Annotated in this window: 21 protein-coding genes and 1 pseudogene; 7 read left to right on the top strand and 15 right to left on the bottom strand. The window is 73.8% G+C overall.

Going from position 1 to position 21,434, the window contains the following annotated elements:
• The first annotated feature begins 51 nt into the window (after positions 1-51).
• Entirely contained in the window at positions 52-384 is a 333-nt protein-coding gene (locus ACQPZA_RS20185) for a DUF3817 domain-containing protein (RefSeq protein WP_433272697.1), read from the top strand.
• Positions 385-401: 17 nt separating this feature from the next.
• Here the strand turns inward: ACQPZA_RS20185 and ACQPZA_RS20180 are convergent, their stop codons facing one another.
• Entirely contained in the window at positions 402-1,322 is a 921-nt protein-coding gene (locus ACQPZA_RS20180) for a TIGR03854 family LLM class F420-dependent oxidoreductase (protein WP_433272695.1), read from the bottom strand.
• A 102-nt stretch (positions 1,323-1,424) separates the two neighbouring features.
• Positions 1,425-2,624, bottom strand: coding sequence for a trans-sulfuration enzyme family protein (locus ACQPZA_RS20175; protein ID WP_433272693.1), 1,200 nt, complete (start codon positions 2,622-2,624; stop codon positions 1,425-1,427).
• Positions 2,625-2,724: 100 nt separating this feature from the next.
• On the opposite strand from ACQPZA_RS20175, the gene ACQPZA_RS20170 reads away from it, so the two are divergent.
• Positions 2,725-4,026 carry an amidase gene (locus ACQPZA_RS20170; RefSeq protein ID WP_433272691.1) on the top strand — a complete coding sequence of 434 codons (1,302 nt, stop codon included), beginning with the start codon at positions 2,725-2,727 and terminating at the stop codon, positions 4,024-4,026.
• Between the two features lie 186 nt (positions 4,027-4,212).
• On the opposite strand, the gene ACQPZA_RS20165 is transcribed toward ACQPZA_RS20170, so the two are convergent.
• The 9 genes from ACQPZA_RS20165 to ACQPZA_RS20125 all read right to left on the bottom strand — a co-directional run bounded on the left by ACQPZA_RS20165 (position 4,213) and on the right by ACQPZA_RS20125 (position 15,737).
• Positions 4,213-5,061 carry an SWIM zinc finger family protein gene (locus ACQPZA_RS20165; RefSeq protein WP_433272689.1) on the bottom strand — a complete coding sequence of 283 codons (849 nt, stop codon included), beginning with the start codon at positions 5,059-5,061 and terminating at the stop codon, positions 4,213-4,215.
• Positions 5,054-8,194 carry an SNF2-related protein gene (locus tag ACQPZA_RS20160; RefSeq protein WP_433272687.1) on the bottom strand — a complete coding sequence of 1,047 codons (3,141 nt, stop codon included), beginning with the start codon at positions 8,192-8,194 and terminating at the stop codon, positions 5,054-5,056. The genes ACQPZA_RS20165 and ACQPZA_RS20160 overlap by 8 nt, the downstream gene beginning before the upstream one ends.
• Before the next feature lie 73 nt (positions 8,195-8,267).
• Positions 8,268-9,251, bottom strand: coding sequence for a pirin family protein (locus ACQPZA_RS20155; RefSeq protein ID WP_433272685.1), 984 nt, complete (start codon positions 9,249-9,251; stop codon positions 8,268-8,270).
• Between the two features lie 535 nt (positions 9,252-9,786).
• A complete protein-coding gene (locus tag ACQPZA_RS20150; protein WP_169397775.1) occupies positions 9,787-10,095 on the bottom strand; it encodes a GNAT family N-acetyltransferase in 309 nt (102 codons plus the stop codon).
• Positions 10,096-10,175: 80 nt separating this feature from the next.
• Positions 10,176-11,138 (bottom strand): ABC transporter ATP-binding protein, encoded by a 963-nt coding sequence (locus ACQPZA_RS20145; protein ID WP_169397774.1) that lies wholly within the window; start codon positions 11,136-11,138, stop codon positions 10,176-10,178.
• Positions 11,139-11,217: 79 nt separating this feature from the next.
• On the bottom strand, positions 11,218-12,228 hold the full coding sequence (locus ACQPZA_RS20140; RefSeq protein ID WP_433272683.1) for an ABC transporter ATP-binding protein: 1,011 nt from the start codon (positions 12,226-12,228) through the stop codon (positions 11,218-11,220).
• Entirely contained in the window at positions 12,225-13,115 is an 891-nt protein-coding gene (locus ACQPZA_RS20135) for an ABC transporter permease (RefSeq protein ID WP_169397772.1), read from the bottom strand. The genes ACQPZA_RS20140 and ACQPZA_RS20135 overlap by 4 nt, the downstream gene beginning before the upstream one ends.
• Entirely contained in the window at positions 13,112-14,068 is a 957-nt protein-coding gene (locus tag ACQPZA_RS20130; protein ID WP_169397771.1) for an ABC transporter permease, read from the bottom strand. The genes ACQPZA_RS20135 and ACQPZA_RS20130 overlap by 4 nt, the downstream gene beginning before the upstream one ends.
• A gap of 16 nt (positions 14,069-14,084) precedes the next feature.
• Positions 14,085-15,737: an ABC transporter substrate-binding protein gene (locus ACQPZA_RS20125; RefSeq protein ID WP_433272679.1), complete on the bottom strand. Its 1,653-nt coding sequence runs from the start codon at positions 15,735-15,737 to the stop codon at positions 14,085-14,087.
• A gap of 169 nt (positions 15,738-15,906) precedes the next feature.
• On the opposite strand from ACQPZA_RS20125, the gene ACQPZA_RS20120 reads away from it, so the two are divergent.
• Positions 15,907-16,329, top strand: a complete 423-nt coding sequence (locus ACQPZA_RS20120; protein ID WP_433272677.1) for a TIGR03668 family PPOX class F420-dependent oxidoreductase — start codon at positions 15,907-15,909, stop codon at positions 16,327-16,329.
• Positions 16,330-16,431: 102 nt separating this feature from the next.
• Entirely contained in the window at positions 16,432-16,839 is a 408-nt protein-coding gene (locus tag ACQPZA_RS20115) for a RidA family protein (RefSeq protein ID WP_433272675.1), read from the top strand.
• Positions 16,840-16,854: 15 nt separating this feature from the next.
• On the opposite strand, the gene ACQPZA_RS20110 is transcribed toward ACQPZA_RS20115, so the two are convergent.
• A complete protein-coding gene (locus tag ACQPZA_RS20110; protein ID WP_433272673.1) occupies positions 16,855-17,319 on the bottom strand; it encodes a RidA family protein in 465 nt (154 codons plus the stop codon).
• Positions 17,316-17,975 (bottom strand): TetR/AcrR family transcriptional regulator, encoded by a 660-nt coding sequence (locus ACQPZA_RS20105; protein WP_433272671.1) that lies wholly within the window; start codon positions 17,973-17,975, stop codon positions 17,316-17,318. Before ACQPZA_RS20105 ends, ACQPZA_RS20110 begins: the two co-directional genes overlap by 4 nt.
• 92 nt (positions 17,976-18,067) lie before the next feature.
• Between ACQPZA_RS20105 and ACQPZA_RS20100 the strand changes: the two genes are divergently transcribed.
• Positions 18,068-19,267, top strand: a complete 1,200-nt coding sequence (locus ACQPZA_RS20100; RefSeq protein WP_433272669.1) for a cytochrome P450 — start codon at positions 18,068-18,070, stop codon at positions 19,265-19,267.
• The gene (locus ACQPZA_RS20095) at positions 19,264-19,929 is read left to right on the top strand and encodes a hypothetical protein (protein WP_433272666.1); all 666 of its coding nucleotides are present in this window, start codon (positions 19,264-19,266) and stop codon (positions 19,927-19,929) included. The genes ACQPZA_RS20100 and ACQPZA_RS20095 overlap by 4 nt, the downstream gene beginning before the upstream one ends.
• 27 nt (positions 19,930-19,956) lie before the next feature.
• Here the strand turns inward: ACQPZA_RS20095 and ACQPZA_RS20090 are convergent, their stop codons facing one another.
• The gene (locus tag ACQPZA_RS20090) at positions 19,957-20,229 is read right to left on the bottom strand and encodes a LysR substrate-binding domain-containing protein (RefSeq protein WP_433272664.1); all 273 of its coding nucleotides are present in this window, start codon (positions 20,227-20,229) and stop codon (positions 19,957-19,959) included.
• 80 nt (positions 20,230-20,309) lie between these two features.
• Positions 20,310-20,471: pseudogene (locus ACQPZA_RS20085) on the bottom strand (helix-turn-helix domain-containing protein); the annotation flags it as partial.
• A gap of 70 nt (positions 20,472-20,541) precedes the next feature.
• Between ACQPZA_RS20085 and ACQPZA_RS20080 the strand changes: the two are divergent.
• Positions 20,542-21,426: a dihydrodipicolinate synthase family protein gene (locus ACQPZA_RS20080; protein WP_433272662.1), complete on the top strand. Its 885-nt coding sequence runs from the start codon at positions 20,542-20,544 to the stop codon at positions 21,424-21,426.
• Positions 21,427-21,434: the final 8 nt, after the last annotated feature.

The raw sequence follows: 21,434 nt of genomic DNA, 5'->3' as shown, positions 1-21,434 counted from the left end.
CCTTCGACACCCGGTAGAAGCAGTGGGCAGGACGTCGGGCAGAGTGAAGGCATGGCAGCCTTCTCCTCCCCGACCACGGGCGCCCTCGTCTTCCGCGCCATCGCGATCGCCGAGGCCTGCTCCTGGGCCGGGTTGCTGATCGGGATGTTCTTCAAGTACGTCGTGGTGCGCGACGACATCGGGGTCACCGTGTTCGGGCCGATCCACGGGGTGCTCTTCCTGGCCTACGTCGTGATCACCCTGATGGTGGCGCGCGAGTTCCGGTGGAGCGCATCAACCACCGCACTGGCGCTGGTGGCGAGCATCCCGCCGCTCGCCACCCTGTGGTTCGAGCGGCGCGCCCGGCGCAACGGGCAGCTGTCCGTCCCCCTCGCGGCCGAATAGTCAGCCGGGCCGGGCGCTCAGGAGCTGAGCTCGGCCTCCAGGCCGCCGAGCTCGGCGCTGAACTGGTCGAGGAACCCGCGCCACGACGCGATCGGCACCGCGGGGCGGATCACGAACTTCGTCAGCCCGACCTCGACGAACCGGCGCACCTGCTCGCGGGTCTCGTCCCAGCCGCGGGGCACCAGCAGCGCCGGGTCGATGTCCGAGCGCCGCCGCGTCACGCGGGCGAGTGCCGCGTCGACGTCGGAGTCGGCGGCGCCGGGCGGGACGACGGCGATGTTCGTGCCGTAGTGGTCCTGCTCGATCTCCCGGCCCGCTTCCTCGGCGGCCCGCTCGATCTCGGCCCGCGCGTCCCCGGCCTCCGCCGGAGTGACGACGCTGCCGAGCCAGCCGTCGGCGAGCCGTCCGATCCGGCGCAGCCCGGCGGGGGCGCGGCCGCCCAGCCACAGGTCGAGCGGACGGGAGGGCAACGGGGCCACGGACGCGTCGTCGAGATGGAAGAAGCGCCCGTGGTGGGTGACGCGGGGCTCGCTGAGCAGCCGGCGAACGACCGTGAGCGCCTCGTCGAACAGCGCGGCCCGGGCACCGTCGGGCACCGGGTAGAGGCCACGGTCGGCCGGGGTGGCCGACCGCACCCCGAACGCCGGCAGGATCCGCCGGGGGGCGAGCGCGGCCAGTGACGCCAGCTGGGCGGCGACGAGGGCGGGGTTGCGCCCGGGGAGCACCAGTACGCCGGTGCCCAGCTTGAGGTTGCGGGTGCGGCCCGCGGCGAACGCCATGCCGACGACGGGATCGATCGTCGGGGCGGACGCCGTGTCGGCGAGCCAGAGCGAGTCGATGTCGCGGGTCTCCAGCTCGTCGATCAGCTCGGCGAGCTCGGGACCGGGACCCGGCCCGGATGCGAGTGGCAGTGACCCGATCCCGATGCGCACCTTCACGGCAGTGACGCTACGCGCGCCTGCATCATGATCAGCCGCGACATGGTCACCTGACGCTGTCCGAAGCCCCTGCCGAACAGCGACATGTGTCCATGTCGCGGGTCAGGTCGCCGCCCTGGCGACGGTGGCGAGTGCCTGGTCCAGGTCGGCCGTCAGGTCGCGGGGGTCCTCCAGGCCCACCGAGAGGCGCAGGTGGCCGTAGCGGCGGAACTCCTCGGGGTAGTGACGCGCCCGCTCGTCGTCGCCGGAGACGTGCACGATCAGGGACTCGTCGTGCCCGAGCGAGACCGCCGAGGTGATCAGCCGCAGCGCCGCGACGAACCTGTTCTGCGCCGCGCCGTCGCCACGCACCGCGAACGCCAGCATCCCGCCGAACCCGCCGTCCAGCGTCCGGGCGGCCAGCGCGTGCTGCGGGTGGGACGGCAGGCCCGGGTAGGCCACGTAGGCCACCCGCGGGTCGTCGGCGAGGAACCGGGCCACCGCCATCGCCCCCGCGCAGTGGGCCCGCATCCGCATCGGCAGGGTCACCGAGCCGCGCATGATCAGCCAGGCGTTGAACGGGCTGATCACCCCGCCCACGTTGACCATGGCCTCGCGGCGGACGTCCTCGACGAGCGCGGTGCCGGCCTCGCCGCCGCCGATGACCGCGCCCCCCATCGCGTCGCCGTGGCCGTTGACGTACTTCGTGAGGGAGTGCACGACGACGTCGGCGCCCAGCGCGAGCGGGCGCTGCAGCACCGGCGTGGCGAACGTCGCGTCCACCGACAGCAGCGCCCCGGCGGCGTGCGCGACCTCGGCGACCGCGGCCACGTCGGTGATCCGGGTGGTCGGGTTGGCCGGGGTCTCGATGTGCACCAGGCGCGTCTCCGGCCGGATCGCCGCCGCCACTGCGGCGGGGTCGGAGGAGTCGACGAGCGTGGCCGTGATCCCGTACTTCGCCGGGAGCAGCTCGGTGAGCAGCCGGTAGGTGCCCACGTAGGTGGTGTCGGAGCTGACCACGTGGTCGCCCGAGCGCAGCGCGGCGAACAACACCGCATGCTGCGCGGCCATCCCGCTGGCGAGCGCCACCGCGGTCGTGCCGCCGTCGAGCGCGGCGAGCTTCTCCTCCAGCCAGCCCTGGTTGGCGCCGCCGTTGCGGGTGTAGAGCGGCGTGCCCGTGCCGGACCAGCTCAGCTCGGACGGGTCCTCGGGCAGGGCATAGGAGTTGGCCATGACGAGCGGACGGCGGATGGCTCCGGTGCCGGCGTCGACGGCGTTCCCGGCGTGGACGGCGAGCGTGGCGAGATGCGGGGTGTCGGACACCCTGCCTTCGTACCGCGCCTGGTCGGGAGTGGCGCGGACCGGCGAGACATGATCATGAGGATTGTCGAACCGGGCGCATGCCGCCCACGTACGTCAGTTCATGGTGGGTACTGCTGTCGAGGTGGCCCGTGCGGTGCGGGCGGGGTCGCTCGACCCCGTGCGGGTCACCGAGGACGCGTTGGGCCGGATCGCCGCGGGCGACGCGGCGGTCGGCGCGTTCCGGCGCGTCCGGACGGCAGAGGCAGCGGCCGAGGCGCGGGCGGTGGGGGAGCGGCCCGACCTCGCGGACCTCCCGCTGGCCGGGGTGCCGATCGCGGTGAAGGACGTCACGGCCGTCGCCGGTGAGTACGTGGGCTGGGGCTCGCAGGCGGGCTCGCGGCAGGTCGCGGCGGCCGATGGGGAGATCGCCGCCCGGCTGCGCGCCGCCGGTGCCGTGATGGTCGGGCTGACCCATGTCCCCGAGCTGTGTCACTGGCCGATGACCGACACTCCCGACGCGATCACGCGCAATCCGGTGGTACCGGCGTACACGGCCGGCGGATCGTCGGGAGGCGCCGCCGCAGCCGTCGCGGCCGGCATGGTGCCGGTGGCGCACGGATCCGACGCGCTCGGCTCGATCCGCGGGCCCGCCGCGATCTGCGGGCTGGTCGGGATCATGCCCGGCGCGGGTGTCGTCGCCGCCTCCGACGCCCACCTCTTCTGCGGCCTCTACACCCACGGGGTGCTCGCGACCACCGCGGCGGACGCGGCCTTGGTGCTCTCCGTGCTCGCCCAACGGCCCGCGCTGGCGCAGCTCACGGAGCCGGGCACGCTGCGGGTGGCCGTCTCCACCGAGGTCCCGGGTGGGGGCGCGGCGCCGGACGAGCTGACCGCCGTCGCAACGCAGGTGGCGCAGCTGCTCGGTACGGCAGGCCACCTGGTCAGCGAAGCCACCCCGTCGTACGGGTCGGGGCAGCTGCCGGCCACCGCCGCCCGATGGTTCGCGGGTCCGTCCGAGCACGCGGAGGAGTTCGACCGCAACCGGCTCCAGCGCCGCACCCGCGCCCACGCGCGGATCGGGCGCGTCGTGCGCAGGGCGGGGCTGGTCCGCGAGCGCGGCCGGCAGGAGTGGACGGCCCGCGCGCGGGAGTTCTTCACGGAGCACGACGTGCTGGTCACGCCCATGCTGCAGGCGTTGCCCGCGAAGGCGGAGCCGTGGCACCGCAAGTCGTGGCTCGCGAACTTCCCGCAGGCCCTGCACAGCGCGTTCGTCACCCCCTGGAACCTCGCGGGCTTCCCGGCGATGTCCGTGCCCGCCGGGGTCCATCCCACCGGCCTGCCGATCGGCGTGCAGTTGGTGGCCCCGCCCGGGGGTGAGTCGCGGTTGCTCGCCCTCGCCGCGCAGCTGGAGTCGCTCCGCTGACGCCCGCGAGTCGCCCGCTTTCGTCGCGCGAGTCGCCCGCCTTCCGCCCGCGAGTCGCCCATTTTTGGCGCGCGAGTCGCCCGCTTTCCGCGCTCCGGCGGCGCTTGATCGCCGCGAGATCCGTGCGTCAGCCCTCCGGAGGGCGAACAGCCGCATCTCGCGGCGATCACGGGTCCCGCGGGCTCGTCAGGGTGCAGTGGGGGGTGTGCTGTCGTACCCGGCGAGGGCGCGGTAGGCCGGGCGCAGCAGGTCGGCGACCCGCTGGCCGCGCACGTCGACGGTGAACTCGGGCACCTGGTCGAGCAGCGCGTCGGGTGGGGTGCGGGGGCCGGTCAGCCGCTCCGGGAGCCCGGGCCCCGCGCTCCAGTACTCGTGCATGACGTCGGCGAGCGCGGGCACCCCGTCGGACGTCGCGGGCGGGCTTGCGGCGGTGCGGCGGGCGCGGAGGTCCTCCAGGAGCGTCTCGCGGTCGCGGCCGCGCAGCGCCAGGATCTGGAAGGGATCGGTGTCGAACCGGTCGGCGAGCACGTAGAACACCGCGGCGAGATGCTTGCAGGGGACGGCGTGGTCGGGGCAGCTGCAGTCCATCGCGAGGTCGCGGTTGCCGGCGGGGAAGAGCGAGATCCCGACGGCCTCGAACACCGTCTCGATCTCGCGGGGCATCTCGCCGGCCAGCAGCGTGGCGGCGTACGACGCGTCGTCGGCGAGCGCCTGCGCCACCGCTGCCCACTCCGCCTTGCCGAAGGCCGGGATACCGACCCGCACCTTGTACGGCTGGGGCCGGGAGCCCTGCACCTGGGCGACGGCCCCGCCCGCGTCGACGTCGAGGGAGATGATCTGGCCGGCCCGGGCGTAGCTGCGGCCCCGCGAGAGCCGGCCGCCGACACCGAGCGACTCCAGCACGCCGAGGAACCGCTGCGACCACCAGGTGCGCGCCACCGGGCCGCGGGTGCTGTTGATCTGGATGCCGCCCTCGACCCGGCGCGGGCGGGTGGGTTCGGCGTCGCGCCACCAGAACGGATCGGGATCAGGCATCGTCGGTGTCCTCGACGGTCTCCTCGAGCGCTTCCGAGCCCAGGGTGAACAGCTCGCGCAGCGAGTCGGTGGACAGCTCGGTGAGCCAGCCCTCCCCGTCGCCGACCACCATCTCCGACAGCGCCTTCTTCTTGGTGATCATGTCGTCGATGCGCTCCTCGACCGTGCCGGGGCACACGAACTTGCGCACCTGGACGTTGCGGCGCTGGCCGATGCGGAACGCGCGGTCGGTGGCCTGGTTCTCCACGGCGGGGTTCCACCAGCGGTCGAGGTGCACGACGTGGTTGGCGGCGGTGAGGGTGAGGCCGGTGCCGCCCGCCTTGAGCGAGAGCAGCATGACCGGCGGCCCCTCACCGGCCTGGAAGCGCATGACCATCTCGTCACGGCGCTTCTTCGGCGTGCCCCCGTGCAGGAACGCGACGTCGGTGTCGAAGCGGGCCGCCAGGTGCGGCACGAGCATGTGGCCGAACTCGGTGAACTGCGTGAAGCACAGCACGCGGTCGCCCTCGTCGAGGATCTCGGCGAGGATCTCCTCCAACCGAATGATCTTGCCGGAGCGCCTGCCGACCGGCGAACCGTCGTGGAGCAGCTGGGCCGGGTGGTTGCAGACCTGCTTGAGCTTCGCCATCGCGGCCAGCACGTTGCCGCGGCGCTCGATGCCGCGGGAGTCGGCGATCTTCTCCATCATGTCGTCGACGACCGTGCGGTAGAGCGAGGCCTGCTCGCGGGTGAGCCGGTAGTGCTGGGTGACCTCGATCTTGTCGGGCAGGTCGTCGATGATCCTCGGGTCGGTCTTCAGCCGCCGCAGCAGGTATGGCCGGGTGACGCGGCGCAGCAACGCGGCGGCCTCGGTGTCGCCGTGGCGTTCCACGGGGATGGCGTAGCGGGCGCGGAACTTCTCGGCCGAGCCCAGCAGGCCGGGGTTGAGCACGTCCATGATCGACCACAGCTCGGCCAGCCGGTTCTCCACGGGCGTGCCGGTGAGCGCCACGCGGTGCTCGGCGTCGAACCGCCGCACGGCGCGCGCGTGCGACGCCCTGCTGTTCTTCACGGCCTGGGCCTCGTCGAGCACGAGGCGGCGCCAGGCGAGCGCGGCGAGCTCGTCGCCGTCGCGGGTGGCGGTGGCGTAGGTGGTGACCACGAGGTCGGCCTCGCGGATCTGCGCCTCGAGCTCCGCGCCGTGGCGGCGGCCGGGCCCGTGGTGGGCGAGCACCCGCAGGTCGGGGGCGAACCGGGCGGCCTCGCGCTGCCACGTGCCGACGAGCGACATCGGGCAGACGAGCAGGGTGGGGCCGCGCTCCTGCTGGGAGCGTTCGAGCGCCTCCAGGGCCAGCAGCTGCACCGTCTTGCCCAGGCCCATGTCGTCGGCGAGGCACGCCCCGAGCCCGAGGGTGGAGAGGAACGCGAGCCACGAGACGCCGCGCTGCTGGTAGGGGCGCAGCTGCGCCCGGAAGCCTGCGGGCGGCTCGACCGGGGTGATCGTGCGTTCGACCTCACCCGCCAGCAGCGCCCCGATCCAGCCGTCGGCGTGGATGGCGGTGACGGGCAGCGGCGCGCCGTGGTCCGCGTCGCTCTCCCAGTCGTCGGGGTGGCGCTGGGCGAGCGCGAGCACCTCGGCGGCGGTGGGCGCGCCGTCGGCGCGCCGCATGCGGGCCCGGCGCAGGAACTCCAGGCCGGCGCGCAGCCGCTCGGCGTCGACGCTCACCCACCTGCCCCGCAGCCGGACCAGCGGCGCCTTGGTGGCCACCAGCTCGGTGATCTCCTCCTCGGACAGCTCGTCGTCGCCCACCGCGATCGACCAGCGGAAGTCGGCCAGCTCCTCGCGGCCCAGCCCGCTGCGGGTGAGCACGCGGTCGGCCGGGGTGCTGCGCGCGCTCAGCGCGAGCCCGACCCGGCGCGAGCCGTCCCAGCCGGCCGGGAGCTGGACCCCGAACCCGGCCTCGACGAGCAGCGCGGCCCCCGCCGTGAGGAAGTGGTGGGCGCCCTCGACGTCGAGGTCGAGCCCGGACGGGCGGGCCTGCCGCAGCGCGGTGGCCAGCGCCGGGAGCACCAGCGAAGCGCGGCCGAGCTCGGCGAGCAGCAGCTCCTGCGGCTGCGCGATCAGCCGGTCGGCACCGCCGGACCAGACCTGCTCGGCCGGGACGAGCAGGCTGGGGTCGGCGGTGGACTGCAGGAGGAAGTCGAGCACCCAGCGCGTGCCGTCGCCGGTCTGGTCGAGCGCGTCGGGTGCCGGGTCGGCAGGGTCGTGCAGGGTGCTGATCTCGGTGAGCCGGAAGCACGCGCGGCCCTCGCCGCCGGCCGTGGCGCCGAACTCGTCCCATTCCGCGACGGCGCCGGCGAGGGCGGTGAGCTCCGTGGCCGGCAGAGCGCGGTCGCCACCGACCCGCCCGTCGGGCGTGAGCAGGGCGGCGAGCCAGGACTCCGCCGCCAGGAGCTCCCGGGGCGCCCGCCCGAGCCGCGGTGGGAGCACCGTGAGCGGCTCGGGTGCGCGGGCCAGCCGGTCGCGGACGGCGGCGTCGGTGAGGGCGTGCAGCGCGTCGCTGACGAGCGCGCGCGGATCGGCCCCGGCCTGCTGGCCGCGGGCCGAGCCGACCGCCTCCGCGCGCCCCACCGGCGGGAGCGCGGCCACCAGCGCGTCGAACGTGACGGCGTCGAGGCCCTGCACGAGCGGGCGCCACCGCGCGAACGCGTGCGGACCGTGCCGGACGAGGGTGGGCAGCACGCGGCCGCGCGCGGCGAGATCGGCCGCCAGCTCCGCCACGGCGCGCAGGTGGGTCACCGATGCGCCGTAGCGCACCTCGTCGGCGGGGTCGTCCAGCTCCGCGACGTCGATGGCAAGCGCGGGCACCGACCAGGCGCGCAGCACCGGGCCGCCCCGCGGCGGGGTGCCACGCCCGCCGCTGCGCACCAGCTCGGGCGACGCGAGCGGGCCGCCGGGCCGGGAGGGCAGCAGCAGCGTGACGGTGGCGGGCTTGCCCGGGTGGAGCGCGGTGAGCGCCGACGACGGCGCCGCGAACGGGTGGGGGCGTGCCGACCGCAGCGAGCGGCTCGACGAGGTGGTGGGACGCGCGCCGTCCTCGGCCCAGAGCAGGACCCCGCGGCCGGGTGACCAGAGGGCGTGGACGGCGAGCACGCGTCAAGGTTACGGAGGCCCCCCGACGAACCGACGATCCGTGGCGCGGGGAATCACGCCGGCCGGGGCTCGGTCATGCGTTGCCGCCCGCGGCACCGTGCGGGACGTACGTGGCGGGAACGACGCCCAGCTTGCCCTTCTGGTAGTCCTCGAAGGTCTGGAGCACCTCGGCCCGGGTGTTCATGACGAACGGGCCGGCCCAGGCGATCGGCTCCCGGATCGGCTGCCCGCCGAGGAAGATCACGTCCAGGCCGGCGAGACGGGACTCCTGCTTCTCGTTGCCCGACACGGTGATCGTGTCGCCGGGACCGAAGAGTGCGGCCTGCCCGGTGCGCACGGGCTGCTTCTCCGGGCCTACCGCACCGGCCCCGGACAGCACGTAGACGAGTGCGTTGAAGTCGCGCCGCCAGGGCAGCCGCACGGTGGCGCCGGGCGCGACGGTGGCGTGCATCATCGCCACGGGGGTGTGGGTGGACCCCGGCCCGGCGTGCCCGGCAAGCTCGCCGGCGATCACGCGGATCAGGGCTCCGCCGTCGGACGTGGTGAGCAGGGCCGACTCGCGGGCGCGGAGGTCCTGGTACCGGGGCTCCAGCCACTTGTCGGCCTTCGGCAGGTTCACCCACAGCTGCAGTCCGTGGAACAGGCCGCCGCTCATGACGAGGGACTCCGGCGGCCGCTCGATGTGCAGCAGGCCACCCCCCGCCGTCATCCACTGCGTGTCGCCGTTGGTGATCAGCCCGCCGCCGCCGTGGGAGTCGGCGTGCTCGAAGGTGCCGTCGATGATGTAGGTGACGGTCTCGAACCCGCGGTGGGGGTGCCAGGAGGTGCCCTTCGGCTCGCCGGGGGCGTACTCGACCTCGCCCATCTGGTCCATCATCAGGAACGGGTCGAGGTCGCGTAGGTCGATACCGGCGAAGGCCCGTCGGACCGGGAACCCCTCGCCCTCGAACCCGGACGGGGCGGTGGTGACGGAGCGCACCCGCCGGTCGACGGCGGCGGCGCCGGGTTCGGGTACGCGCGGCAGGGCGGTGACGTCGGCGACGGTGACGGCGGGCATGAGGTCCTCCGAAGAAGTTGTGTCTGCAACTACTGGAGGACAACCGTACCGCCGTCGCGTCTGTTCCGTCCCCGAGTGAGGTGGCAGCCGACCCCGCCGGGCGCCGGGTGCCGCGGCGGGTGCCACCTCGGTGCAGCGTCCGACCGCTCAGTGTCCCCGGCGGATCTTCACGGACATCTCGAACGTGAACAGCTCGTCCCCGGTGTCGTCGCGCCTGCGAGGACGACCCTGGTGCCGCGAGTCGCCCGGTTTGGGCCCGCGAGTTGCCCGTTCTCGTCGTGGGGTCCCTGGGTGGGTGCGCGCGGATCGGGCGACTCGCGGGCGAGGAACGGGCGACTCGCGGGCGGGGCGGAGTGATCGTCGCGAGATGCGGCTGTTGGTCCCGCGCGGGGCCGACACGTGGATCTCGGAGCGATCAGCCGCGCCGCGCCCCCGTCCCCTGACGTCCTCGCAGGGGCTCTGGGTTCTTCGCAGATGCCGGGGGGTCTGCGAGGAGCACGCTCGCTCTGCGAGGACGACCCGGTGCTGGTCGGTATCAGAGACCGAAGCGCGGGCGCTCGCCCTCCGGCACCAGGTCCAGGTAGTCCTCGTGCTTCTGGAGCCAGCCGCGGACGAACGGGCACTGGGGCAGCACCGCCAGGCCGCGGGCCCGCGCCGCGTCGAGCGCGCCCCGCACCAGCGTGCTGCCCAGGCCCCGCCCTTCGAAGGCGCTGTCGATCTCGGTGTGGGTGAAGGTGATCGTTCCCCGGCTGGTGCGGTACGCCACGAACCCGGCGAGCCTGCCGTCGAGGTGGATCTCGAACCGGGACCACTCGGCGACGTCGAGCACCTGCGGTTCGGTCATGTGCTGCCTCCTGTGGAGCCGTGCGGACGGACGCCGGCGAACGGCGCCCAGCTTGCCCTCCGGGACGGTCCGAGCGCCCCTCAGCCCTCTCCGACCGGGACCGGTTGCTGCTGCCGCACGTCGGGGCCGCTGCCGTCGTCAGCCACCAGGTGGCAGGCCACCTGACCGAGCGCGGTGGTGCGCAGCAGCGGCACCTCGGTGCGGCACCGCTCGACGGCCACCGGGCACCGCGTGTGGAACCGGCAGCCCGGGGGAGGGGCGGTGGGCGAGGGGATCTCGCCGGAGAGCAGCACCCGGCGGCGCGCCCGTTGCTCGCGGGGGTTCGCCAGCGGCGCGGCCGAGAGCAGCGCCTGCGTGTACGGGTGGGACGGGGAGTCGAACACCGCCTCGCGCGAACCCTGCTCCACCAGCGTGCCCAGGTACATCACGGCCACCTCGTCGGCCAGGTACTCCACCGCCGACAGGTCGTGGGTGATGAACAGGCACGCGAACCCGAGGTCGCGCTGCAGGTCCGCGAGCAGGTTCAGCACCGAGGCCTGTACCGAGACGTCGAGCGCGCTGGTGGGCTCGTCGGCCACCAGGAGTCGCGGTGACGAGACCAGGGCGCGGGCGATGCTCACCCGCTGGCGCTGCCCCCCGGACATCTCGTGGGGGTAGCGCTGCGCGACCTGCCGCCGCAGCCCCACCTGCTCCAGCGCGTCGCCCACGCGGGTCTCCCGTTCGCGCCGCGAGCTCGCCAGCCCGAGCAGCCGCAGTGGCTCACCCACGATGTCGCCGACCGACAGCCGCGGGTCGAGCGAGCTGGCCGGGTCCTGGAACACGATGGAGACCTCACGCCGGTGCGGACGCAGCGCGCGCCGGCTGAGGTGGGTGACGTCGGTGCCCGCCAGCCGCACGGTGCCGGACGTCGGCGCCAGCAGCCGCACGACGCACCGGCCGACGGTCGACTTGCCCGACCCGCTCTCGCCGACGAGTGCCAGCACCCGCCCGCGTTCGATCCGCAGGCTCACGCCGTCCACGGCCCGCACGGGGCCGAAGTGCATCACGAGGTCGTCGAGCTCCAGGGCGGCAGGCTCCTGGCCCTGTTCCCGGGCCGGGTGCTCCTCGAGGTCAGTGATCGTCCTACCGTCCCTTCGTGAGGAGGGCGTCTGCCGGATGCCAGCAGGCGGCCCGGTGGGTGGTCGGGTCGGTGTCGCGCGGCTCCAGGGCGGGCGCGCCCGCGCGGCACTGCTCGTCGGCGGCCGGGCACCGCTCGGCGAACGTGCAGGCGTCGGGCTGCTCGTGCAGCACCGGCACCAGCCCGGGGATCTCCTGGAGCCGTCCCCCCGCGGCGCGACGGCCCGCGGTCGGCACCGCGCCGAGCAGGCCCAGCGTGTAGTGGTGGCGGGGGGCGTCGAACAGCTCCTGGGTCGGGCCGGTCTCGACCACGCGCCCCGCGTACATCACCAGCACGCGGTCGGCGATGTCGGCCACCACGCCGAGGTCGTGCGTGATGAGCACGATCGCCGTGCCGAGCCGGGCGCCGAGGTCGCGCAGCAGGTCGAGGACGGCGGCCTGCACGGTGACGTCGAGCGCCGTGGTCGGCTCGTCGGCCACCAGCACCGCGGGGTCGCAGGCCAGCGCCATCGCGATCATCACCCGCTGCCGCATCCCGCCCGAGAACTGGTGCGGGTAGGCCCCCACGCGCGAGGCGGGGGACGGGATCCCGACCAGCGCGAGCAGCTCCACGGCCCGCGCCAGCGCCTGCTTCCGCGAGAGCTTCTGGTGGATCCGCAGGGTCTCGGTGATCTGGCTGCCCACGGTGAACACGGGGTTCAGCGAGGTCATCGGCTCCTGGAACACGTAGGCCACCTCGGCGCCGCGCACCGTACGCAGCGTCGGCTCGGGGGCCCCGACGAGCTCCTGGTCGCGCAGCCGTACGGAGCCGGTGACGGTCGCCGACGGGGGGAGCAGCCCCGCGATGCTCATCGCGGTGACGCTCTTGCCGCACCCCGACTCGCCGACCACCGCGAGCACCTCGCCCGGCCGGACGTCAAACGACACGGAGTCGACGGCGGACACCGGCCCGTCGTCGGTCCGGAACGTGACCCGCAGGTCGCGCACCGTGAGAACGGGCTCGCCCTGTGCCGTCACCGGGAGCTCCTCGGGTCGAGAGCGTCGCGCAGGGCGTCGCCGAACAGGTTGAACGCGAGCGCCACCAGCATGATCGCCAGGCCGGGCACGACGGCGGTCCACGGCGCCTGGGCGGCGTACTGCTGGGCGTCGGCGAGCATCGTCCCGAGGCTCGGGTCGGGCGGTTGGATGCCCAGCCCGAGGAACGACAGCACCGACTCCCCGATGATCGCCTGCGGGATGGCCACGGTGGCCTGCACGATCACCGCGGACAGCGCGTTGGGCAGCACGTGCCGGCCGAGCACCCAGACGTCGCTCGCCCCGTCCACCAGCGACGCCGCGACGAAGTCGAGGTTCTTCAGGCGGAACGTCTCGGAGCGGACGACGCGGATCATGCCCGGGATCTGGGAGATGCCCAGTGCCAGCGCCGCGTTGCCGAGGCTCGGGCCGCGGATGGCGGCGAGGCCGACGGCCAGCAGGAGGAACGGGAAGGCGAGCATGAGGTCGGTGAAGCGGGAGATCACCGCGTCGAGGGCCCGGAAGTAGCCCGCCGCGAGGCCCAGCGGGACTCCGACGACCAGCGCGAGCGCCACGGCCAGCACTCCCACCTCCAGCGACGCCCGCAGCCCGAAGAGGATGCGGGACAGCACGTCGCGGCCCAGGTCGTCGGTGCCGAGGGCGAAGCCGACGGTGCCCGGGATCTGGAACGGCGCGTCGAAGTGCACCTGGGCGGGCGAGTAGGGCGCGAGCACCGGGGCGAGCACCGAGGCCAGCACGGCCACGGCGAGCACCGCGAACCCGGCGATCCCCAGCGGGCTGCGCCGCAGCCTGCGCAGGGCGGCGCGGCGCCGCGGGGGTGTGGCACCCGGGTCCGGTGCCGGCGGGGTGACGATCTCGGTCGCGGTCATGACTGTCCTCCCGCCACGCGGATCCGCGGGTCGATCAGCGAGTACGCGACGTCGACCAGGAAGTTGATCAGGATGTAGGCGGCCGCCGTCACGAGGACGACGCCCTGGATGACCGGGTAGTCGCGCTGGAACACCGCGTCGATCGTCATCTTCCCGAACCCGGGCAGCCCGAAGATCCGTTCGGTGACGACGGCCCCGGAGATCAGGATGCCCAGCTGCAGCCCGACGACCGTCACCACCACGACGAGGCTGTTGCGCAGGGCGTGCCGGCCGATCACCGCGCGGGGCGATGCGCCCTTGGCCCGCGCCGTGCGGATGTAGTCGGCACCGAGCGACTCGAGCATCGCCGACCGGGTCTGGCGCATCACGATCGCCGCGATCCCGGTGCCGAGCACGAGGGCGGGCAGCACGAGGTGGTGCAGGTTGGCGACCGGATCCTCCCCGAACGGGACGAAGCCCGACGCCGGGAACAGGCCGAGGCCCACCGCCAGGTAGAGGATCGCGATCAGGCCGAGCCAGAAGTTCGGCACCGACAGCCCGAGCAGCGCCAGCGCGTTGGCGAACCACTCCGCGGGGCGCCCGCGCCGGACGGCGGCCACCACACCGGTGGTGACGCCCAGCACGATCGCCACCAGCAGCGCCAGCAGCGACAGCTCGATCGTGACGGGCAGGCCGGTGCCGATCATCGTGGAGACCGGGATCCCGGTCCGGGTGGAGGTGCCGAGGTCGCCGCGCAGCGCTCCGAGCACGAACTTCCCGTACTGCACGACCAACGAGTCGTTGAGGCCGAGCCGCTCGCGGATCGCCGCGAGCGACGCCGGGTCACGTTCCTCCCCGGCGAACGCGAGCGCCGGGTCGCCCGGCAGCGCGCGCACGCCGAGGAACACCACGATCGTGGCGAGCACCAGCGTCACCGCCGACTGCCACAGCCGGTGGAGCAGGTAGGACCGCATTCCGGACCGGCTCCCGTCAGCGGGTCAGGCCGGCGAAGGCGAGCCGCACCACGCCGTCCGGGAAGACCTGCACCCCCGACACCTTGGCGGTGACGCCGGTGAAGTTGCGGATGCGGTACAGGTAGACGATCGGGTCGGCGGCGTGGATGGCCGTCACCGCCTCGCCGTAGAGCCGCACCCGTTCGGCCTGGTCGGTGCTGGTACGCGCCCTGGTGAGCAGCGCGTCGAGCGCCGCGTCGCTGTAGCCGGCCACGTTCTGCCCGCCGTCGGTGCTGAGGTAGTTGGTGATGTTGTTGTCCGGGTCGATCCGCCCCGACCACCCCAGCTGGAGCATCTCGAAGTCCCCGCGGTCCTGCTGGTCGAGCAGCGCCGAGTACTCCACCGGCTGGATCTGCAGGTCGAACCCACCGTCGGCCACGGTGGCCTGCAGGGCCTGGGCCAGCCGCAGGACGTCGGGGGTGTTCGTCGCAATCATCGTGATCTTGTAGGGAACGGGGACACCCGCCTCCTGCAGCAGGGCGCGCGCGGCGGCCGGGTCGTGCGGTGGGCAGGCCTGGGCGGCGTCGCTGGTGAACTCGGTGTCCGGGCTGATCGGCGAGCACGTCGGCGTGTAGAGGCCGCCGAACACGGCCTGCACGAGGCCCTGACGGTCCACCGCGAGCTCGAACGCCCGGCGGACGCGGGGGTCCCGGGAGAGGGGCGTGCCGACGTCGCCCACCGGGTTGCCGAGCCCCGAGACGTTGCCGACGTTGAACGTGATGCCCTGGTAGCCCAGCGAGTTGGACTGCAGCACCTGGATGCCCGCGGCGGTGCGCAGGGCGGGGACGTCCTGGGTGGAGAGCGTGTCGGCCACCTGGGCGTCACCGGACTGCAGGTTGGCCGCCCGGATGCTGGCGTCGGTGATGATCCGGTAGGTGATGCGGTCGAGGTGCACCTTGGCCGCGTCGTAGTAGTTCGGGTCGCGCACCACGTCGATCGAGTTCTGGGCCACCCGCTTCTCGAACTTGAACGGCCCGACGCACACAGGCGCGGTGCCGAACTTGTCGCCGAGCTGCTGCAGGGCCGCCGGACTCATGATCATGCCGGCCCGGTCGGCGAGCGCCGAGGTCAGCGGGGCGAACGGCGCCGAGAGATGGAGCACCACCGAGCTCGCGCCCTGCGCCTCCACCGACGTGATGGGCCCGAGCTCGCTCTTGCGACCGGACCCGGCCATCGTCAGGTTGCGCTGGAACGTGGTGACCACCGACTGCGCGTCCATCGGCGTTCCGTCGGCGAAGCGCACCCCCTCGCGCAGCGGGATGGTGACGGTGAGCCCGTCGGGGGAGATCGTGGGCAGCGCGGTGGCCAGCTGAGGGACGATCCGCGTGTTCTGGTCGAGGTCGTAGAGCTTCTCGCACATCGTCTGGAAGACGTAGCGGGAGTAGAGCGAGCGGGACTGCGTCGGGTCGAGCATGTCCGGCTCGGCCGACAGGGCCATGACGAGCGTGCCGCCCTGCTGCACGGCGGCAGGATCGGCGGGGGTGCCGAAGGAGTCGGTGGCCGGCGCCGCGGCCGGCCCGGCGGCCTGCTGCACCGGCGCGCAACCGACGGCGACGGCCGCTGCCAGCGCGATCGCGAGTGCCGCCGCCCCCCGTCCCCGGATCCTTCGTGCTATCAGGCTGAGCCCCATCGTTCTACCTCCGGCCGTTCATTCGGTCGGGTGAACGTAGTATGTATACAGACGGTGTGACCATGGTGCACAAGGACTCTTGATCTAGCTGAAACACGACAGCTGCCGCGCCGTCCGGGCCGTCGCCAGCGACACTGGAGCGATGACCCACCGTTGCGCGGCGGCCTGAGTGCCCGCCCTCGACGCGGCGCAGCAGCGCGCGAGACTCGCGGGTGCTCCTGTCGGTCGGCTGGCCACACTGCGGGCCGACGGCACCCCGCGGCTGGTGCCGATCACCTTCGCGCTCGTGGACGGGCTCGTCTGCTCGGTGGTGGACGAGGTCAAGCCCAAACGCAGCAGCCGGCTCGCGCGCCTCGACGACGTGCGCCGCGACCCCCGCGTCGGGCTCGTCGTCGACCACTACGACGACGACTGGTCGACGCTGTGGTGGGTCCGGGTGGACGGCACGGCCGAGATCCACGAGACCGGGCCGCTGCGGGAGCGCGCGCTCGCCGCGCTGCGGGCCAAGTACCGCCCTTACGCCGCCGTGCCGCCCGCCGGCTCGCTGCTGGTGATCACCCCGGTCCGATGGAGCGGGTGGACGGCGACCTGACCGGCGCGGATCGCAGGGTCTCCCCTCCGCGCCACGGCATCACAATGTATAACACTGATATGTTTTGGGGGCCTGCTGAAGCCCCGATGTCGAGGAGTGCACATGGCCGTCACGCTGATCAACCCCGACGGGTTGCCGAAACCCGATGTCTACCGCCAGCTGTCGGTCGCCACCGGCTCGAAGCTGGTGTTCGTGGCCGGTCAGGTGGCCCGCGACGGCGAGGGGCGACGGGTCGGCGAGGGAGACCTGGCCGCCCAGGTCGAGCAGGCCTACCTCAACATCGGCACCGCACTGGCCGGGGTCGGCGGGTCCTTCGACGACGTGGCGAAGCTGACCGTCTACGTCGTCGACTGGACGCCCGACAAGATGCCGCTGCTGGGAGAGGGTGTCAGCCGGGCGGCCGCGAAGCTGGGCGTCGACCCGGTCAAGCCGATCACGCTGCTGGGCGTGGCGGCGCTCGGGGAGCCGGACCTGTTGGTCGAGGTCGAGGCCACCGCGGTCATCGACTGACCCGCGGGCCGCCCGTCACGCGCTCACCTGGACCACGGCCTCGATCTCCACCGCGATGTCGAACGGCAGCTCCGCCATCCCCACCGCGGAGCGTGCGCTGCGGCCTGCGTCGCCCAGCACCTCGACCAGCAGGTCGGAGCAGCCGTCGATCACCGCGGGCGTGCGGTTGAAGCCGGGGGCGCAGTTGACCATGCCGAAGATCCGCGCCACCCGCCGGACCCGGTCCAGGTCGCCGATCTCGGCCCGGAGCGCCGCCAGGAGCTGCAGGCCGGTGAGGCGGGCGGCCTCGCGCCCGGCGTCCAGGTCCAGGCCGCCGTTGCCGACCTTGCCCACGACGAAACTCCCGTCCGGGCGCACGGGGCCCATCCCGGAGAGGTACACCAGGTCGCCCACCTGGGCGGCCGGCACGTAGTTCCCGGCCGGGCCCAGGGGGGTGGGGAGCTCGATGCCCAGTTCGCGCAGGCGCAGCTCGACGTTCATGGTCCGACCGTACGTGGCGCCGGTGGGGTGATCGTTCGGTCGGCTCGTGGCCGCGGACCAGTCGCCTCGGCCGGCAGGACGCTGTCGAGGTACTGGTCGAGTGCGGCCAGTGCGGCGTCGGGGGAGTAGTGGCCGCCGAGGACGTGCACGCCCAGCCCGTCGACGAGCGCGAGCAGGGCGGTGGCGGCGAGCTCCGGATCGACCCCGCGCTCGGCCGGGCTCGTCGCCCGGATCTGGTCGGCGAAGAAGGCCCGCATCTGCGCGGTGTTCTCCCGCAGCTCCGCGGCCACGTGCGGGCGGACCGCGGCGTAGGAGAGGAAGGCCAGCGCCACCTTGCCCTCGGTGGCGCGCTGCTCGTCCAGGGGCAGCATCTGGAGCAGGAGCCCGCGCACCAGGTCCCGGGGCGTCGGGGCGACGTCCTGGTCGCCCGTCTCGGCGGCGAGCCGGGCCTGGACGCCGGCGCTGACCATGTCCAGCGCGAAGATCATCATCTGGTCCTTGGTGCGGAAGTAGTGCTGCACCATGCCGGTGGACACGCCGGCCTCGGTCGCCACATGTCGCAGGCTCACGGCTTCGAGGCCCCGGGTGGCGGCCACCCGCATCAGGGCATCCGCGATCAGGGCCCGCTGGGCCTGGTGGTCGACCTTCTTCGGCACCGCGACAGTCTTTCACAGTGCAGTCGTATTGACTCCGAGCCTCTCGCGCTTTACGTTGCAGGTGTATTGCAAAACCTTTCCAGGGGAGCTCGATGACGACCACCATCCGACACCTGCCGCTCGACCGCCCCGACCTCCTGCGACCACCCCCGGCCTACGCGGTGCTGCGCGAGAGCGAGCCGGTCACCCGCGTGACCACCCCGGACGGGACGCCGGCGTGGCTGGTCACCTCGTACGACGCTGCGGTCACCGTCCTGTCCGACCCGCGGTTCGGGGTGGCCCCGCCCGGCGGCGGCCACCCCGGCAACCACACCCTGTTCCAGGACGGCGCCCCGCACACCCGGCTGCGCCGCCTGGTGTCCGCGGCCTTCACGCCGCGGCGGGTGGAGGCGATGCGCCCGCGCATCGAGGCCCTCGCCGACCGGTACGTGGGCGCCATGGCCGCGGCGGGCCCGCCCGCCGACCTCGTCGACGCCGTCGCGGCCCCGCTGTCGATCAGCACGATCGGTGAGCTGGTCGGCATCCCCGTGTCCGAGCGCGCCCAGCTGCGGCAGTGGGCCGACGCGGTCCTCACCGTGGACGTGGCCGCCGCCTCCGCGGGCGAGCTGGACGCGGCGGGCATCGAGCAGGCGTGGACGGCCCTCACCGACTACGCCGCCGCGCTCGTCGCCGCCCGGCGGGCCGACCGGGGTGACGACCTCATCAGCGCGCTGGTCGGCGTGCACGAGGACGGCGCCCGGCCCGGGCACGACGAGCTGCTGAGTGAGGACGAGCTCGTCGCCATGGTCACCACACTGGTGAGCGCCGGGTACCTCAGCGCCTGCAACGGGATGTCCGTGGCCACCATCCACCTCGTCACGGGCGGGCAGCTCCCGGTCCTCGCCGCCCACCCGGACCGGCTGGACGCCGTGGTGGAGGAGGTGCTGCGGCAGCAGTCCGGTGTCACCGGCGAGGCGCTCCCGCGGTGGGCCCACCAGGACGTCGAGCTGGCTGGCGTGTCCGTCGCGGCCGGGGACATGGTCCTGGCCCGGCTCGAGGCCGCCAACCGCGACCCGGCCCGCTTCCCCGACCCCGACCGGTTCGTCCCCGACCGCCCCAACCCCCACATCGCCTTCGGCCGCGGCCCGCACCACTGCCTCGGCGCCGCACTGGCCCGCGTGGAGATCCGGGCCGCGCTGCGCGTCCTCGCCGCGCAGCTGCCCGGGCTGCGCCTGCACGGACCGGTGGAGGAGATCCCGTGGATCCACGGCTTCGTCGACTCCGGACCGGCCGCCCTGCCCGTCACCTGGTGACCCGCCCCGTGAACAGCGAGCCGACCACGGCGTCGACCGGTGACCCGCGCGGCCGTACGGCGGTGACGGCTCTCGCCCGACGCGCTGTGCGGTTCGAGGCGGGGAGCTGGCGCAGCCTCGCCCGCTGGCTGCTGCGCCGCCCGGATCTCGCGCCGGGGGACACGCCCTTCCCCTACCGCGGCCCGCTGCTGGCGCCGATGCTGGTGATGACCGGCCTCTCGGTTCTGGAGGTCGTCGCACTGGACCTGCTGCTCCCGTGGCCCGGGCTGCGGCTCGTGCTGCTCGTCGTCGGAGTCTGGGGAACGATCATGATGCTGGGGATGCTGGCCGCCGTCACCGTCCACCCCCATGCTGCCGGACCGTCAGCCCTCCGGATCCGGCACGGGACGAGCCTCGACGTGCACATCGGTTGGGACGCGGTCGCCGGCGTCCGGCACGTCCGCCGCAGCCGTCCCGGGTCCCGGTCCGTGCAGACCGACGGCGGCCGGCTGTTCGTCCTGGTCGGCGGGCAGACCACCGTCGAGATCGAGCTGGCCCGGCCCGTCGCCGTCGCCCTGCCGGGGGACCGTTCCGCGGAGGTCACGACGGTGTGCCTCTACGCGGACGACTCCCGGGGCCTGGTCTCCGCCGTGCGTGCGTCCCTCCGATCTTCGGAGCCGTAAGGCTGCCGGGACGGGCCGCACGCAGCACTACGGCTCCGAACTGCGGCGGCGGGTCACGATCTGCAGGAACGCCGCTATCGCCGGGTGGGTGCCCGAGCCCCGGCGGCAGGCGCCCAGCGTGCTGCGCTTGATCGGAACCGGGGTGAGCACCACGCCCGGAGCGGGCTCCGAGGCCGCCAGCTGCGGGACGAGCGCCACTCCGCATCCGACCCCGACCAGGGCCAGCACTGTCGAGAAGTCGTCGACGACGTGGCGCACGTGCGGGCGGAACCCGGCGCCCTCGCAGGCCCGGAGGGTCATCGTGCCGCAGCGGGTGGCGGTGGGTGCCACGATCCACGGGGCGTCACGCCATCGGCCGAGCGGGTCGTCCTCTCCGGGCAGCGACCCGAGCGCTCCAGCAGCCGGACACCGGCTTCCCGCTCCAGGCTGCTGAGCTGCTGCGACACCGCGGAGGGCGTGTAGGAAAGAGCGGCCGCGACGGCGGCGATCGTGTGGCGATGGGCCAGCTCGCGCAGGAGCCGGAGCCGGCGGACGTCGAGCATCAGCTGAGCTTAGGGTTTGCGCCGGAAACGCGAACACGACGTGACGGGTTCTGCTCGCGAGGATGGGCCCATGGATCTCCGCGGCCTGTTCGTCCCGCTGGTCACCCCGTTCACCTCCGACGACGACGTCGCCACCGCAGCGCTGGAACGCCTGGCCCTCGACGTCCTGCAGTGCGGGGCGGACGGGATCGTTGCGCTCGGCACCACGGGAGAGGCTGCCTCCCCGGACGACGCCGAGCGCCGCACGGTGGTGGAGGTCTGTGCGGCGGTGTGCCGCGGTGCCGGGGCGCCGTTGATCGTCGGGGCGGGCACGACCGACACCCGTGGCAGTGCCGCCGCACTCGGCAAGCTGGTGGAGTGGCCCGAGGTCGCTGCGGCGCTCGTACCCGTCCCGCCGTTCACCCGGCCCACCGAAGCGGGTGTCGTCGCGCACTTCGCGGAGCTCGTCCGGACCAGCCCGGTGCCGCTCGTCGTCTACAACGTCCCCTGTCGCACCGGCCGGCCGCTGTCGGCCGCCACGCTGCGCGAACTGGCCTCCCTGCCGGGGGTCACCGGGGTCAAGCAGGCGGTCGGCTCGGTGGACGCCGACACGGTGGCACTGCTCGCCGACCCGCCGCCGGGGTTCGCCGTGCTGGCAGGTGACGACGTGGTGGTGGCCCCGCTGCTGGCGATGGGAGCGGCCGGTGGGGTGCTCGCGTCGGCACACCTGTGCACCACGCGGTTCGTGGACATGGTCGCGGCGTGGAGGGCGGGGGATGCGGTCGCCGGGCGCAAGGGTGCAGCGCTGGCCGACCTGTCCGCGGCGCTGTTCGCGGAGCCCAACCCGACCGTGCTCAAGGCCGTGCTCCACGACACCGGGCGGATTCCCACCCCCGCGGTCCGGTTGCCGCTCCTGCCTGCCCACCCGGACGCCGTGGCCGCCGCGCTCGCCCGGCTGGCGCGGCTGACGGGCTGAGCGTGGGG

The sequence above is a fragment of the Pseudonocardia xinjiangensis genome, from assembly GCF_050948425.1.
Taxonomy (GTDB): Bacteria; Actinomycetota; Actinomycetes; order Mycobacteriales; family Pseudonocardiaceae; genus Pseudonocardia; species Pseudonocardia xinjiangensis.
This window is presented reverse-complemented; position numbering and strand designations above follow the sequence as displayed.

What these genes read in the sequence shown, in the direction of transcription:
- ACQPZA_RS20110 (WP_433272673.1), bottom strand. Translation starts at nt 17,319, where the DNA reads ATGAACGTCGAGCTGCGCCTGCGCGAACTGGGCATCGAGCTCCCCACC.
- ACQPZA_RS20115 (WP_433272675.1), top strand. Translation starts at nt 16,432, where the DNA reads ATGGCCGTCACGCTGATCAACCCCGACGGGTTGCCGAAACCCGATGTC.
- ACQPZA_RS20155 (WP_433272685.1), bottom strand. Translation starts at nt 9,251, where the DNA reads ATGCCCGCCGTCACCGTCGCCGACGTCACCGCCCTGCCGCGCGTACCC.
- ACQPZA_RS20100 (WP_433272669.1), top strand. Translation starts at nt 18,068, where the DNA reads ATGACGACCACCATCCGACACCTGCCGCTCGACCGCCCCGACCTCCTG.
- ACQPZA_RS20125 (WP_433272679.1), bottom strand. Translation starts at nt 15,737, where the DNA reads ATGGGGCTCAGCCTGATAGCACGAAGGATCCGGGGACGGGGGGCGGCG.
- ACQPZA_RS20090 (WP_433272664.1), bottom strand. Translation starts at nt 20,229, where the DNA reads ATGACCCTCCGGGCCTGCGAGGGCGCCGGGTTCCGCCCGCACGTGCGC.
- ACQPZA_RS20185 (WP_433272697.1), top strand. Translation starts at nt 52, where the DNA reads ATGGCAGCCTTCTCCTCCCCGACCACGGGCGCCCTCGTCTTCCGCGCC.
- ACQPZA_RS20165 (WP_433272689.1), bottom strand. Translation starts at nt 5,061, where the DNA reads ATGCCTGATCCCGATCCGTTCTGGTGGCGCGACGCCGAACCCACCCGC.
- ACQPZA_RS20135 (WP_169397772.1), bottom strand. Translation starts at nt 13,115, where the DNA reads ATGACCGCGACCGAGATCGTCACCCCGCCGGCACCGGACCCGGGTGCC.
- ACQPZA_RS20145 (WP_169397774.1), bottom strand. Translation starts at nt 11,138, where the DNA reads ATGCACTTCGGCCCCGTGCGGGCCGTGGACGGCGTGAGCCTGCGGATC.
- ACQPZA_RS20130 (WP_169397771.1), bottom strand. Translation starts at nt 14,068, where the DNA reads ATGCGGTCCTACCTGCTCCACCGGCTGTGGCAGTCGGCGGTGACGCTG.
- ACQPZA_RS20170 (WP_433272691.1), top strand. Translation starts at nt 2,725, where the DNA reads ATGGTGGGTACTGCTGTCGAGGTGGCCCGTGCGGTGCGGGCGGGGTCG.
- ACQPZA_RS20080 (WP_433272662.1), top strand. Translation starts at nt 20,542, where the DNA reads ATGGATCTCCGCGGCCTGTTCGTCCCGCTGGTCACCCCGTTCACCTCC.
- ACQPZA_RS20150 (WP_169397775.1), bottom strand. Translation starts at nt 10,095, where the DNA reads ATGACCGAACCGCAGGTGCTCGACGTCGCCGAGTGGTCCCGGTTCGAG.